The organism is Brachybacterium kimchii (assembly GCF_023373525.1).
Classification (GTDB): Bacteria; Actinomycetota; Actinomycetes; order Actinomycetales; family Dermabacteraceae; genus Brachybacterium; species Brachybacterium kimchii.
Genome location: NZ_CP097218.1, coordinates 3,925,659 through 3,938,833, shown reverse-complemented (window position 1 = coordinate 3,938,833; position 13,175 = coordinate 3,925,659). Strand labels below are relative to the sequence as shown.

The following is a 13,175-nucleotide window of genomic DNA, read 5'->3' as shown; positions in this document are numbered from 1 at the left end:
AGAGCCCCCACCGGATGGTGAGGGCTCGGGTGTGGGGTGAGGCGGGGTCAGGCCTCCAGGGCCGTGAGGCGGGCCTCCAGGGCGTCCATGCGGGCGTCCTGCGCGGCGAGCTGCTCGGCCTGCTCCCGGAGCTGGGCCTCCTGCCGCTGGATCACGACCTGCTGCGCGGCACAGAACCGGTCATACGCGAGGGACTCCGGGCGGGCGTTCCCGTCCTCGTCCTCGGAGTAGACGACCAGCTCCGTGAGGCCGAGCTCGTCCACCTCCTCCGCGATGAACCCGACGTAGTAGTCACCGTTCGGCTCACCGTCGATCAGCCCGTCGCCGTTGCCCACGCGGGGCTTCCAACGGCGGGGCTGGAGCGCGAGCACCGTGTCCGGGTCCGGCGCCCAGTCCGAGACGTGCTTCTTGTACCGGCGGGAGGACGTGGACCGGCCGAGGGTGCCCGCCGAAGTGACGTACACGTTCGAGGACGTGCCCGAGTAGGTGCGGTGGTAGATCGGTGGGGCGACCACGCACCCGGAGCCTTTGGAGTCGTTGCGGAGGGCCATGGTCGCGTTCTCGCCGCGGAGGTTCAGGCCGCCATTGCCCCAGTACACGATGCCTGGGGTGGCGATCTCCGATCCGGCGACGACTCCCTGCGCGACGTCCAGGGAGCCATTCGTCACGGTCAGCCCGTCATCGGCGATGACTCCCGAATGGTGTGCGCCGCGAATATGTATCGGCTCACGCACATTCGCGTAGGAGTCGCGGTAGATGCCGGCCGTGTCCGAGGTGTGCCTGCCATCGTCGGTGAAGAACACTCCCCCGGCCCCGAGCGCCGTGGTGGGCTCGATGAACACGCCTCGGTTGTTGTCGTCCATCGCTCGGAGCGGGGCGGCGATGTCCACCGATCCGTCGTTCGAGTTCAGCTGGAACGTCTTGTTGCCGCTCTTGTCCCAGCCGCGGATGCCGTTGGCCTGGTCGATACGGATGGCTCCGCCCACCGCGGTCTCCGAGGTGCGGACGATGCCGCCGATGATGTCCGATCCCGTGATCCGGTTACCAGACACCTCCTGCGCCAGCACCTCCCCGGTGACGTTGACGTTCGCGAAGTCGACTGTACCCGTGAACACACCGTCTGTGCCGACGAGCTTACCCTTCACGTTGATCTGGTCGACCACGGTCTCCCCGAGGAGCGTGGCATGGTTCAGGATCGCCTCATCCGTGACCACCAGAAACTTAGTCTCCGTCGTCATAGCCTGGACGATGGCCTCCGCGAGGTCGGCAGACGGGTCGTCCAACCGCGCCTTCGTCTCGTCTGCCGTCTCCTGGGCGTCCTCGATGCGCTCGGCGGCATCCGCGAGGGTGCCCTCCGCGTCGTCCAGCCGCCCACGTGCGTCCGCCAGGTCGGCGTCCACGTCGCGGATCGACACGACCGCTATGCCGTCCCCGCGCGTCCACGTGACGTTCCCGGCGGTGCCGAGGTCCTTCACACCAGCTGTCGGGGTGTTCTTCGCGCGCGCCGCGGCCGAGAGCTTCGCCATCAGGTCGGCCATGGCCGTCGCCTGGTCCGGGTTCAGGTTGAGCCGCTTCACCATTCGTATGCCTCCGTGAGCTGGTCCTCCTGGCACTCCACGTCCACCACGTCCGAGCCCAGGTCGTACTTGCAGGAGATGAGGCGGAGCCAGTGGTCCCCGTCCGGTACGGACATGAGACCGCCCGTGGTGACCTGTGCGAGCTCCCCGCACCACCAGGAGCCGATGGGCTGCCGGAGCGGGTCCGCGCGGACCGTAAGGGACACCTGGTCCAGGGACCGATCCGACAGGGCGCCCTTCGCCTTCGACGCGAGGAGCGCCGTCCCGGTCTCGTCCTCCGCGTCCGTGTCGGAGATGACCGACTCCACCAGCGGCATCCACTGGGGGATGGTCGCCACGTCCGCCTGCGCGAGGGTGATCCCCGCACCCTCCCCCGCGCCGGTCGCGTACACGCGATGCGCGAGCTGCGTGGCATCGGAGGTGACGGAGACCGAGGACACGTCGGTCCGTGCCGAGGTCGCGTCCCACTGGATGCTCCGGGTCTGCGGGAGGGTCTGCTGGGCGTCCGTGCCGACGATCAGCCGCCACTGGAACCGGGTGTGCTCCTCGTCCGCCCACTCCGGGCGGAACTGGAGGTCCGGGCCGCCGATGACCTCGGTCAGCTCCTGGAGGCGCTTCCACGCCCCGTTGTTCGCGACGTTGAAGCCCTCGTAGGTGCGCTCGTGGTCGCCCCGCTCCGTGCGGGACGGGAGGACGATGGGGAGGTGCCCGGAGCGCTTGATGTCCGTGGCCCGGTAGACGACCTCTGCGGCGATCGCCCGGAACGACCGGTCCGATACGGCGACGTTCGTGGCGCGCATGTCTGCGGCGTCCTCCGCCGTGTAGTCCTTCGTGAGGACCACGCGAGGCTCGAGGAGCCAGGACACGCCCTTGGCCTGGAGGGTGAGGGTGTCGTTTTCCAGGTCCTCCTCCGGGTGGGCCGACGTGATGGGGCACGCCGAGACGATCCGCTCCTCCATGGACGCATCCGTGTACGTGACGAGGACGGTGCCGGACAGGTACTGCCACCAGGACTCGTCCACGCCCGCGAGGTCGGACCGAGCGAACGTGATGTCCAGCTCGTCGTGCCCGTTCAGGGTGTGGGTCAGGGTCCCGGCGGACACCGTGAGAGGGGTCCCGCGGGCGCCGGACATGGTGTGCCCGAGGTACGCGCGCCACTCCCCGCCGCTCACTCGATCGCCCCCACGTCCATCACGGACAGGGACGTCGCCGGCCAGTTCTCCTTGCCCTGGTACCGGATCACCGGATAGTCCTCGTCAGGGTGCGAGGTGCCGACGAGGCCGCGGGTCCGGTACAGCTTGATCCTGTGGGTGCCGGCGCGGAGGTTGAACGTCGCCCGGTTCTGCTTCACCTCGGCGTAGTCCTCCACGCCGAGGACGATCGTGCGGGCCAGCTCGGAGTCGATCTCGAACTCCCAGATGTAGGACGCCCGCTTGCCGACGTCCTCACCACGGTTCGCAAAACGCTTCATCTCGTAGCAGACCTGGAGGCCCATATCCACGCGCCGATCGGACTCCAGGGTGAACGTGAGCGTCCCCATGAGCTTCCGCGGGTCGGTCTGCTTCGCCCTGTCCGCCGCCGACTGCTTCCAGTACGCGACCAGGCCCATGGACGCCCCGAACAGGGGCGCATAGGTCCGGTTCCCGAGGGTGGACGCGGCCGCTGTCGTCGCCGTCGCGTTCGCCGGCACCCGGTACACGTCTAGGAGTGCGGTGCCGGCCGGCTTGGAGCCCGCCCGGACCTGCACGGCACCTTCGTCGGTCACGTAGATGTAGTCGTCGCGGGTGCCCGACGTGGGCGCGTCCGGTGTCGCCACGGTCGTCGCCGCGAACGGGACAGCGATGGTCTGTGCCTCCCCGCCCGGGAAGATCGCCACGCCGTCCTCCACGGCGTACTCCATGCTGGAGGTGCCGGAAACGACGGCGCCGCGCACCAGCGCGGGACCCTGCGACCGGTACAGCGACCAGATCCACCGCTGCATGTCCTCCGGAGTCGAGCCCTCGAAGATGGGCATGGTCTCCGGTGTGGGCTCTTCCCCCACCTGGATCGGGGGCTTGCCGATGCCGTGAGTCATGAGGCTGTCTCCTTAGACGTAGGGATCCCGCTGGTGGGTCTCCAAGTAGCCCGTGCCGCCCTGGAGGGCGGACAGGCGGGGGGTGTAGGTGTCGCCCGGCTCTAGAGGCATCCACTGCCGGGTGCGGGCCTGGTTCGTGAGGTTCGAGGCGCCGACCCAGACGGTGCCGGTCTGCTCGATCCGCACGGGCTGCCGGGCATCCGTGGGCCACGGCCAGAGGATCGTCCGGCCGGCCGCGGTGATCTGCACGCCCCCGGGGAAGTCCCCGACGATGTACATGGTCGGATAGGACATCTGCGTGCCCTGATTCGTGACCGGCTGGTCCGCGTCCACCGCCGTCCCGTAGGTGAGGACCCCAGGAGCCCCGAACAGGGGGAACGCGAGGCCGACACCGATGCCGCCCGGGAAGGAGTAGGACACCCGGTCCGGGCCATACAGGAACGGATCCACCGAGTAGAGGGACAGCTCCCAGGACGCATAGAACACGGACATGGGCCTGAACGTCACCTGGTCAATGAGCTGCACCTCGGAGGACAGCTCAAACCCGCCGTTCTCGATCACGGCAGTGGACGACCCGCCGTCGCGGAACAGACCTGCCAGGGTGTTCCTGGCCTGCATCTGCTCCGCGGCGGAGGTCGTCTCCACGCGGCCCGTGACCTTGACCGTGCGACCCTGCGCGCGGCCCTTCCCGCCGAGCGCGCCGTGGCGGAGCCGCTCCACGGAGGGCACCTGGAACCCGGGCGAGTCCAGGAGGCCCTCCGTGCCCAGCACCTTCCAGGCGCCCCCGTTGAGGGGCATCCCGCCGATGGTCGCCTTCATCCTCGGACCGCCTCTCGCATGGATCGGATCATCCTGTTCTGCACGCGCTGCGCGGCGACCTCCGCGGCCTCACCGCCCACCTCGTGGAAGTGGTTGGTCACCGAGACGGCGCCGGACTGGGCCACGTGGTCCCGGGTGTCGCGGGCGTTCTTCACCTGCTCGCCGCCACGGAAGCGGACGAGCTCGGGCCCCTGCTCCCCGACCATGTGCCAGCCCGGGGTCGCGTTGAGCGTCCCCGAGGCGTACCCGCGGCCCATGAGGTCCCCGAGGACGCCGCCGCGCTTGTACGCGACGTGCACGTGGTTGTGGTGGATCCGGGCGAGGGTGCCGCTGTTCGCGTACTGCCGGCCGCCACGGTGGACGTTCCGGGCACCCGCCGGGGTGTAGAGCAGCTCGGTCGGCTTGGAGTTGGCCAGGATGTAGTTGAAGAACCGCATCTCCTGCGGGGTCTCCCAGCCGTTCGAGTAGTCCCGGGCACGGTTCTGCGCGTGCATGGACAGCGACCCGGAGGACGTCCTGGCGCCCGGCCGGTAGCCGGAGGTCATCGTCAGCCCGAACCGCTTGGCCACGGACGACGCCCACCCGAGGGACCCGCCCTTGCCGGTCCCCGCCGGGACCCCGCCGGGGGTCTCGTCGTTCTTCCCCTTGAGGAAGTTCCCGATGCCGGACGCAACCTTGTTGATCGCGGCCTTCCCGAGGTCGGTCATGAGCCCGGCCGCGGGAGTGCCGCCCAGGAGGTCCTTCGCGAACGTCTTGAACACGCCCAGCGGGTCGGACACCACGTCCTTCACCCAGGAGGCCTTGTCCTTGAGCCAGTTCGCGCCCTTGGACGCCTTGTCCTTGATCCACGAGAGGACGCCGCCGCCCGCGTACGCGTGACGGCCCGCGCTCGCTGCCCCGTACACGCCTCCGGTGGAGAACGCGTCCGAGAACGTCTGCCCGTTGACCGCGGCAGCGTTGAGGCGTGCCACGCCCCTCGGGCCACCGACTGCGCGGGTGAACTCGGGGCGCATGATCGCCTCGCCACCGGACAGGTCCAGGCGGCCCAGGCTCGGGGAGTAGAACGAATGGACGTCGCGGCCCGGCGTGTACCCGGGGAGGACACCACCGGATGCGAACCCGGCGGACACCTCGGACAGCTTGCCCACGCCGAACTTCCCGGCGATCTTGTTGAAGTTCTTGACGATGCCCTTATTGATCACCGTGTCCACGACGAACTTGATAGGGGCCTTCGCCTTGGCCTTCACGCCGTCCCAGGCCTTGCCGACCGCGGACTTCATGGTCTTGAACGCGGACCCGATCTTGTCCGCGGCCGACTTGAGGCCGCCGACCACGGTGTCCTTGAACCACGAGTAGACGGGCTGGATCACGTTGGACCGGACGGCCTTCCAGATGCTGGACAGTTTGTCCTTCATCGCCTGGAACTTGGAGCGCACCTTCCCGAGGGCGGTGGTGAACCCGGCGACCACGGTATTCTTGAACCAAGAATAGACCGGGGAAATGATCGTATTCCGGACGGCCTTCCAAACCGCGGAAAGCTTCGACTTGAGGAACTCGAACCCGGCCTTAACGTTGTCCACCGCGGTCTTGAACCCCGCGACCACCGTATTCTTGAACCACGAGTAGACGGGCGCGATCACGTTGTTCTTGATGGCGCCCCAGACCTCGCTGAGCTTCCGGTGGAAGATGACGAATCGGCCCTTGATGTAGCCGATAACCCGCTCGAACAGGGGAGCCACCGTGTCCCGGAACCAGGCCACCACTGGAGCGATGATCTTGTCCCGGATCGCGGACCACGTCTCCAGCAGCTTCCGCCGGAGGAGGATGAAGCGGCCCTGGACGTACCCGATGACCTTCTGCAGGAGAGGCCACGCCGTGTTCTGGAACCAGGAGACGACCGCGCCGATGGCGGACTTGATCGCATTCCAGACGGGCAGGATTACCGACCGGTAGAGCCAGGTGAAAACAGGCGCCAGGACGTTCCGGAAAACGGCCACCCACATGTCGATGTAGGTCATGACGACCGCGACGACGACGGCGATTGCGACCTTGATTCCGGTCCACACTGGCTGGATCACGTTGGTGTACAGCCACTGCGCGGCGGTGGCGATGGCCTGCCAGGCGGCCGCGAGCGCAGGGACTAGGGTCCCGGTCACCCAGCCCGCCACGGCGCCGACCGCGGCGCGGATGCCCTGCCAGACTGGGACGAACACGGACTGCCAGAGCCAGATCGCGGCGGCCGAGATGCCGTCCCAGGCGGCCTGGAGGATCGGGACGAGGGTCCCGGTGAACCAGTCCGCGACCGCGGCGGCGGCGGCCTTGATGCCGCCCCACACGGACGCCCAGATCTTCCGGCCCGTCTCCGTCTTGGTGAAGAACAGGATCAGGCCCCCGACGAGCGCGGCGATCGCCGCGATGACGATGCCGATGGGGTTCGCCGTGAGGGCGGCGTTCCACAGCCACGAGGCGGCCGCCGCGACCTTCTGCGCGCCCGCGGCGATCGTCGTGATCGCGGCCCATGCTGACGTGGCCAGGTTGACCAGGCCGATGATGCCCGCGAGCGCACCGAGGGCCACGACGATCGGGCCGACGAGCGGAGCGATCGCGCCCAGGCCGTTGAGCAGCGGAGTGATCCACTCGACCGCGGGGGCGGCCATCTCCATGAGCGTGGTCTGGATCTGCCGGCCGAACTTCTTGAGCTTCGCGCCGGCGGTGTCGCTCATCGTCTTGGCGGCCTTGTCGGTCGCCCCGGCCGTGTCCCCCAGGGAGTCCTGGGCGCCGGACAGGGCTCCGAGGAACCCGGGCAGCTGGTCCTTGCCAATGTCCTCGATCTGCGTGCCGAACAGGCCGGAGGCGAGGGACGCCTGCTTGGCGGGGTCCTTCACGTCCAGGAGGGAGTCCGCGATCGTCTGGGTGGCCTTCTTCGCCTTGTCCCCACCGGCCAGGAGGTCGTTCGCGACCTGCTCCCCGTCGAGGCCGAGCGCCTTGAGAGCGTCCTGGGCGCCCTTGTCGCCCAGGTCCGTCGCGCGGATCCCGAACTCCTTGATCGCGTCGCCGGCCTTGTCGATCGAGATTTCACCGCCGGCAGCGGCCTCGGACAGGATCGACATGGCGTCCTTGCCGTCCATGCCGACCATGGCGAAGTGCTTGGAGTATTCGTCCACCGCGTCCATGAGGGGCTCGACCATCTGCGGGCCGGCCTTCTGCGATGCGGCGGTGAGGAGGTCGAACGCCTCCTGCGGGTCCTTCGCCAGCCCGTTCTTGACGAGGATCCCGGCGGTCTTGGCGGAGTCCCCGACGTCGGTGCCCATGACCTTGGAGAACTGGAGGGCGGACCGGGACGCGGCCTCGATATCGGACTGGGAGGCGTTGCGGAGGTCCGAGAACGCGCCCATCACGGAGCCGGTCGCGTTGGACACGTCCTCCATGGACTCGCCCAGGCCCTCGCTGTAGAGCTTCCCGGCGACCTTGCCGGACACGGCCGCCTGGTCCTCGGTGAGGCCGAGCTGGGCGGCAGTCTGCGCGTTCGCGGACTGGAGGTCCATGCTCGACTTGAAGCCGGCGGCGAGAGCGGCACCGGAGAGGCCCCCGGCGATCGCTCCCGCCTTCTTCCAGTCCTTGGACTTGAGCTGCCCAAGCGCGTCCTTCACGTTGTCCGAGAACCCGGCGATGTCCAGGCCCAGGTACCCGTTCAGCTCACCGATCGACAGCGCCATACGGCCGCCCTCCGTCCTCGGGCGGCAGCCCGTTCGCTATGTCCCCGAGGTGCCTCGGGTGTTGTCTCCGTAGATGGCCCGGTGGAGCCGGGTGGTGGACTCGGTGAGGAGCTGGACTATGCGGACGGACAGCCAGCGCCAGGTGCGCTCATGGATGATCGGTCCGCCGAGGTCGGCCCCGTAGACCTGGTGCATGTCCGCCTCGATCAGCGGCCAGTGCTCCAGGAGGCGACCCCAGGTCAGCCCGCGGCCTTGCGCGCGCTCCCGCTCGGCTTGCGACGGGTACTCGTACCACTCCCAGAGGCCGGTCGCTTCGTCGTACTCGCCCCGCCCGTACGGGTCTTGGGCGCCCGACGCTGCGCCCGGTTGGGCTCCGGTGCTTTTCCCCCCGCGGCCCAGAACTCGGCGGCCATGTCCTCGCCGTGGACGTTCCAGAGGATCGCGGTGATGGCGGCCAGGCGCAGCCGCGGGTAGGAGATGCCGTCCGACAGCATCTCGTCGTACGCGTCGCCCAGGACGTCGGGGTACAGCTCCAGTTCCTCGGCGTCGGAGATGAGCTCCTGCACGTCCTCGTCCGAGGCGCGGTTGTTCTGGGCGTCCTCGGTGACCTCCAGGATTCGCTGGAGCTTGAGGCCGAGCTGGGCGGACACCGCGGGGATGCGGTAGTCCTTGCCATTGATGGGGAGGACGAGCGAGTCGTCCAGGAACTGGTCTAGGTCCTTGAATGCGGACATGGGGTGCGGTCCCTTCGTGGTGCTGCGGATGGTGGGGTGCCGCGCGGCCCCGACGAGGGGGCCGCGCGGTCAGGGGTCACTCGCCCGTCGGGGGCTCCTCGGCGGTCTCCGCGGGGTTCGCGATGGTCTCCCGCTTGCCGGTGCCGGTCAGGGTGATCGTCGCGGTGGACAGGTCCGTGACCGATCCGCCGTCGTCCGAGAACCCGGCCTGCGCGCGGCCCTGGTAGGCCTCGTCGCCGCCGTCGCGGTTGTACCAGCGGACGAGCACGGTGCCGTCGATGCCGAACTGGTCGGAGGCGGTGCGCACGACCTCCTGGCCCGGGTCGTAGGCCTTGTCCGCGGACATCTTGCGGAGGGCCTTGACCTCCAGGGACCAGGACTGCCCGGTGCGAACCTGCGAGGTCCAGCCGTCCGAGTCGTAGTCCGAGTCGTCCTCCAGGTTGTCCTCCTTGCCGGGGGTCAGCTCCTGGACGCCGCGGAGGCTGATCCACTCCTCGGTCTCCGGGTCAGCGGAGCCGGGGAGAACATCGACCTTGAACTTGCGGGCGAGCGTGCTCACCTTGTCTGCGGTGGTAGCCATGGGTGGCTCTCCTTCGTGTGTCAGAACGGCCTGTGCCGTGTCGGGGTGTGGGTCTGCATGTAGTAGGTGTCGGCTTGCTCCCAGCGCCGGTTCCCGTCCTGCCCGAGGGGGGCCGAGACCTGGCGGTGGCATTCGATGACGGGCACGCCGCCGAGGTCGCCCGTCCACGCCTGGAGGACGTCGAACACGGCGCCGGAGGTCGCCCACGTCGTGCGGGGGTCCGTGGTGCCGCGCACCCGGACCTGGACCGCGATGGTGGAGTCCGAGAACGCGGGGTCGTCGGTCACCGTGTAGGCGGTGAGGGTGACCACGCGGTCAGGGGCCTCGGGGACGGCGGCCATGGCGATCACGGGGCCGGGACCGGTGAGGGCACCGGACGGCGACCAGGACGCGATGCCCTCCCCGTCGAGGAGGACGGCGAGGCCGGTCACGATCGCCTCGTGGGTCGTGGTCACAGCGCCCCCTTGATCGCGTCCGCGATGATCCGGCGGACCATCTCCTGGTTCGATGCCAGGGCGTTCTCCAGCCACTTCGCGGTCCTGCCGTCCTTGTGGTGGAGGGTCATGTCCTCGTGCTGCCGGACGGCGTACGGGGTGTCGTAGGAGATGACCGCGCGGAGCTCCCCCTCGTCGGCCGACGCCCGGCCAGACCGCTGGAGGGTGCCCTCCTCGTGGGGAACCTTGTCGTTCGCCTCGGCGAGGACCGCCTCCGCCGCGAGGGCGAGACCACGCGCGGCAGCCGCGCGCACCGCCTCGTCCACCGGGTCACCAGCCGAGAACGTGAAGTCCTTGGACACGGTGTGCCTCCGATCAGGTGAGGGTGGCCTCCACATGGGAGGGGAGGCCGAGGGCTTCGCCATCCCGCCGGTTCGCGCCGATCACCTGGGCGTCACGCTTACGGAGGTGCACGACGGTGCCGACGGTGAACAGGTCCGCCGCGTCCAGCGGCGCGTAGACCGTGGTGGAGGAGACGACTTCGGTGCCCTCCGTGTCGCGCACGAGCTGGAGGGTGTCGTCCACGAAGCACGCGATCGGGTCCGACGTCGGGGCGTACGTGTCGCCCCACGCGCCGGCCCCCTGGAACGTGTCCACGGTGACCTGGTGAATGAACATGGACGAGAGCTCGCTCATCCCGTCACCCACACGCGTCGGTGCCGGACAGCGGCGTCCAGGAGGGATGCCGCCGTGGGCGTGAGCGTCGAGACCGCGGCCGCCTTGTCGTCGGCCGCCCGGGCCGATGCCTGGTAGGACAGGGACGCGGAGCCGATGGACTTGGAGGCGACGACGCCGCCGGTGCTCGTGCCCGCGACACCAGCCGAGGGGTCGATACCGAGAGCGGACCACGCGGCCACCTGGGTCACCACGGCCACCTTGAACGCGTCCGCGATCGCCTCGTCCAGCGGGTAGCCGTCGGAGTCGGTCGCGTAGAGCGCGGTGCGGGTGTAGCCCTCCACGAGCGCGGAGGCGTAGACCAGCTGGGCGTCCACGTCGCCCTGGGGCTCGAGGCCCTGGGGCAGGTCGTCCTTGGTCGCGTAGATGCGCATGGGTGCTCCGTTCTGTGGAGGGTGGACGGCGGGGCTGGCAGGCGCCGCCATGGCAGCCAGGGAGGGGTCCTGGCCGGTTGCGCCTTCACGGGTCCGCTCCCGCGCCCCGCCGTCCGGTCTGAGGGTCAGGCCTCGGTGGCCTCCGGGTCGGGCTCCTCGGTCTCGGGCGGCACCGTTCCCGGCTGCCACTCGGCCGTGTGGGCCTTCTCCGCCGAGTCCTGCTCGGCAGCGTCCGAGGACACCTCGCCGGGCCGGATCGGGCGGACGTCCTGCCGGCCGTGGATCCCCGGGGAGACGACCGAGGGACCGTGCGGGTTGCCGAGCTCGCCCGGCTCCCCCGCGTTGGTCGGCCCCAGGTAGTCGCCCTCCGACGGATCCACGGACCCGTCACGGGGCAGCGCCGGCAGGGTGAGCGGGTAGTCCCGCGGGTCCGCGCTCACGAGGCGGTCACCTGGACCTTGGTGAACACCGCCGCGGCCTTCGTCGCCTTGAGAGCGACGCCGACCGGCCCCATCTCGACCTCGCCCGTCTTGACGGCGCCCGCGGTCGTGAAGTCCGGGGCGTACGCCTGGATGACGGAGGAGCCGACGGTGGAGACACCGTGGAAGCCGTCGAGGCCCATGCGGACGGCGTACAGCGCCACCTGCTTGGACGACTCGGGGATCACGGCCTCCGCGGAGCCGGCCTTGAAGCCGGCATCCATGAGGACGGCGTTCCCGTAGGTGGCGAGGGACGTACCGCGCGGGCCGACCTTCTCCACGTACTGGTTCGCGAACCGGGACGCGGCCTTGATCATGTTGATGGCCTTGCGGTTGGACAGGATGACGCCGGCCTCACCGTCGAGGAGCGAGAGGAGCTCGTCCACGTCGGTGAGGATCTGGAACGCCTTGGCCTGGTCCATCGCGCCGGACCAGTTGTGCACCGAGGTGTCCTCGGTGCTGGTCCCGGTGAGGGACTTCTTGAGCCCGTCGAACGAGTCCTTGTAGGTGCCGGTGGTCGCGGCGGCGTCACCGTTGATCACGGCGTCACCGAACAGGGCCTGCGCGGCCTTGACCTTCTGGCTGGACTGGAGAGCGACCTCGCCAGTGGCGGACGCGCCGACGCGCGACAGCACACGGTCGATCTGGTAGGCGCCACCGAGGACGGCCAGCTGCGTGGACTTCTGCTCGGTGGTCACCTCGTCGGGCGCGTACTCGGTGTTGAGCGCGCGGAACTGCGCCGACGGGGCGGTGACCAGGCGACGGTACGAGTAGGACAGGGTGGCTCCGCCTCCGGCGGGGTTCACCACGTCATCGAACACGATCTGGTCCAGGAGGGGGTTGGTACGGAACTCGTCGATGACGGCGGCCGAGTACGCGCTGGTGGCGTTCTGTGCGGCCTGCTCCAGAGTGACAGGCATGGGGTTCTCCTTCGTGAGGGTGGGTCAGTGGGCACCGTCGGCGGCGAGGCCGTCCGCGATGCTCATGCCGGGCTTGTACTTGCTGGGTGCGCTGTCACCGGTCCCGCCGGTGAAGTCAGCGCTGCTGCGTGCCGCCGCCTGGGTGGACGCGAGTCGGGGGGTGTCCTTGATCGCGTCCCGGATCGCTCCGGTGATCGCGTCCTGGTCGGACGGGTCCAGGTCGGTGAGCCGGTCCAGGAAGGACCGGGAGTCGAGGAGCGCGGCGGCGTCACCGCCGACGGCAGGTGCGGCGCGATGCACGGCGAGCTCGACGCGGGCCTGGCGGGCCTCGGTCTCAGCCTTCTCGCGGGCAGCGGATGCTGCCTTGAGTGGGTCCTCGTCGGCGTCCTCGCCCGTGTCGATGCCAGCGGCCTTGAGGACGGCGCGGAGCTTCGCATCAGCCTCCTGCCGCTCTGCCTCCCGGGAGGTGCGGTGCTTCGCGTTCTCCCGGCGGAGACGCTCGATTTCCACGTGCGCCTTCTGCGGGTCCCTCCAGGGGCTCTCCTCGGCCTGCTCCTGCTCGGCCGCCTTGTCCTGCGCCTCCTGCGTCTTGCGGAGGTCGGCGGGGGTCGGGGTGGTCGGGGGCGTGTTCGTCGCCTGGGTGGACGCCTGCGCGTCCTGGGGCGCGCTCTGCGCCCCATCGGTGGTGCCGCTTTCGGTGGTGCTGGCCTCGGTAGCCATAGGACCCTCCTGG

Annotated in this window: 15 protein-coding genes; all 15 read right to left on the bottom strand. The window is 69.5% G+C overall.

The genetic code is table 11. From position 1 onward, the window contains the following. Positions 1 to 47: 47 nt before the first annotated feature. The 15 genes from M4486_RS17920 to M4486_RS17850 all read right to left on the bottom strand — a co-directional run bounded on the left by M4486_RS17920 (position 48) and on the right by M4486_RS17850 (position 13,162). Positions 48 to 1,580 carry a hypothetical protein gene (locus M4486_RS17920; protein ID WP_249478686.1) on the bottom strand — a complete coding sequence of 511 codons (1,533 nt, stop codon included), beginning with the start codon at positions 1,578 to 1,580 and terminating at the stop codon, positions 48 to 50. Beyond that, positions 1,574 to 2,680, bottom strand: coding sequence for a siphovirus ReqiPepy6 Gp37-like family protein (locus tag M4486_RS17915; protein ID WP_249478685.1), 1,107 nt, complete (start codon positions 2,678 to 2,680; stop codon positions 1,574 to 1,576). The genes M4486_RS17920 and M4486_RS17915 overlap by 7 nt, the downstream gene beginning before the upstream one ends. Positions 2,681 to 2,745: 65 nt before the next feature. Further along, complete coding sequence (locus M4486_RS17910) at positions 2,746 to 3,651, bottom strand: hypothetical protein (RefSeq protein ID WP_249478684.1); 906 nt, start codon at positions 3,649 to 3,651, stop codon at positions 2,746 to 2,748. 12 nt (positions 3,652 to 3,663) lie between these two features. Continuing rightward, entirely contained in the window at positions 3,664 to 4,470 is an 807-nt protein-coding gene (locus tag M4486_RS17905; protein ID WP_249478683.1) for a hypothetical protein, read from the bottom strand. Next, positions 4,467 to 8,186, bottom strand: a complete 3,720-nt coding sequence (locus M4486_RS17900; protein ID WP_249478682.1) for a phage tail tape measure protein — start codon at positions 8,184 to 8,186, stop codon at positions 4,467 to 4,469. Before M4486_RS17900 ends, M4486_RS17905 begins: the two co-directional genes overlap by 4 nt. Before the next feature lie 36 nt (positions 8,187 to 8,222). Continuing rightward, complete coding sequence (locus M4486_RS17895; RefSeq protein WP_249478681.1) at positions 8,223 to 8,381, bottom strand: hypothetical protein; 159 nt, start codon at positions 8,379 to 8,381, stop codon at positions 8,223 to 8,225. A gap of 44 nt (positions 8,382 to 8,425) precedes the next feature. Further along, a complete protein-coding gene (locus tag M4486_RS17890) occupies positions 8,426 to 8,920 on the bottom strand; it encodes a DUF7426 family protein (protein WP_249478680.1) in 495 nt (164 codons plus the stop codon). Between the two features lie 76 nt (positions 8,921 to 8,996). Beyond that, positions 8,997 to 9,500: a phage tail tube protein gene (locus M4486_RS17885; protein WP_249478679.1), complete on the bottom strand. Its 504-nt coding sequence runs from the start codon at positions 9,498 to 9,500 to the stop codon at positions 8,997 to 8,999. Between the two features lie 20 nt (positions 9,501 to 9,520). Then, positions 9,521 to 9,955 carry a phage tail terminator protein gene (locus M4486_RS17880; protein ID WP_249478678.1) on the bottom strand — a complete coding sequence of 145 codons (435 nt, stop codon included), beginning with the start codon at positions 9,953 to 9,955 and terminating at the stop codon, positions 9,521 to 9,523. Continuing rightward, on the bottom strand, positions 9,952 to 10,296 hold the full coding sequence (locus M4486_RS17875; protein WP_249478677.1) for a minor capsid protein: 345 nt from the start codon (positions 10,294 to 10,296) through the stop codon (positions 9,952 to 9,954). The genes M4486_RS17880 and M4486_RS17875 overlap by 4 nt, the downstream gene beginning before the upstream one ends. Positions 10,297 to 10,309: 13 nt before the next feature. After that, the gene (locus M4486_RS17870) at positions 10,310 to 10,630 is read right to left on the bottom strand and encodes a hypothetical protein (protein ID WP_249478676.1); all 321 of its coding nucleotides are present in this window, start codon (positions 10,628 to 10,630) and stop codon (positions 10,310 to 10,312) included. Next, on the bottom strand, positions 10,627 to 11,043 hold the full coding sequence (locus M4486_RS17865; protein WP_249478675.1) for a hypothetical protein: 417 nt from the start codon (positions 11,041 to 11,043) through the stop codon (positions 10,627 to 10,629). Before M4486_RS17865 ends, M4486_RS17870 begins: the two co-directional genes overlap by 4 nt. 125 nt (positions 11,044 to 11,168) lie before the next feature. Continuing rightward, entirely contained in the window at positions 11,169 to 11,483 is a 315-nt protein-coding gene (locus M4486_RS17860; protein ID WP_249478674.1) for a hypothetical protein, read from the bottom strand. Next, positions 11,480 to 12,442: a major capsid protein gene (locus M4486_RS17855; RefSeq protein WP_249478673.1), complete on the bottom strand. Its 963-nt coding sequence runs from the start codon at positions 12,440 to 12,442 to the stop codon at positions 11,480 to 11,482. Before M4486_RS17855 ends, M4486_RS17860 begins: the two co-directional genes overlap by 4 nt. 24 nt (positions 12,443 to 12,466) lie before the next feature. Then, positions 12,467 to 13,162, bottom strand: a complete 696-nt coding sequence (locus tag M4486_RS17850; protein WP_249478672.1) for a hypothetical protein — start codon at positions 13,160 to 13,162, stop codon at positions 12,467 to 12,469. Positions 13,163 to 13,175 lie beyond the last annotated feature (13 nt).

Excerpts from the sequence above, each read along its gene's own strand:
- M4486_RS17895 (WP_249478681.1), bottom strand. The coding sequence starts at position 8,381 with ATGCACCAGGTCTACGGGGCCGACCTCGGCGGACCGATCATCCATGAG.
- M4486_RS17865 (WP_249478675.1), bottom strand. The coding sequence starts at position 11,043 with ATGCGCATCTACGCGACCAAGGACGACCTGCCCCAGGGCCTCGAGCCC.
- M4486_RS17870 (WP_249478676.1), bottom strand. The coding sequence starts at position 10,630 with ATGAGCGAGCTCTCGTCCATGTTCATTCACCAGGTCACCGTGGACACG.
- M4486_RS17900 (WP_249478682.1), bottom strand. The coding sequence starts at position 8,186 with ATGGCGCTGTCGATCGGTGAGCTGAACGGGTACCTGGGCCTGGACATC.
- M4486_RS17855 (WP_249478673.1), bottom strand. The coding sequence starts at position 12,442 with ATGCCTGTCACTCTGGAGCAGGCCGCACAGAACGCCACCAGCGCGTAC.
- M4486_RS17905 (WP_249478683.1), bottom strand. The coding sequence starts at position 4,470 with ATGAAGGCGACCATCGGCGGGATGCCCCTCAACGGGGGCGCCTGGAAG.
- M4486_RS17910 (WP_249478684.1), bottom strand. The coding sequence starts at position 3,651 with ATGACTCACGGCATCGGCAAGCCCCCGATCCAGGTGGGGGAAGAGCCC.
- M4486_RS17850 (WP_249478672.1), bottom strand. The coding sequence starts at position 13,162 with ATGGCTACCGAGGCCAGCACCACCGAAAGCGGCACCACCGATGGGGCG.
- M4486_RS17920 (WP_249478686.1), bottom strand. The coding sequence starts at position 1,580 with ATGGTGAAGCGGCTCAACCTGAACCCGGACCAGGCGACGGCCATGGCC.
- M4486_RS17885 (WP_249478679.1), bottom strand. The coding sequence starts at position 9,500 with ATGGCTACCACCGCAGACAAGGTGAGCACGCTCGCCCGCAAGTTCAAG.
- M4486_RS17890 (WP_249478680.1), bottom strand. The coding sequence starts at position 8,920 with ATGTCCGCATTCAAGGACCTAGACCAGTTCCTGGACGACTCGCTCGTC.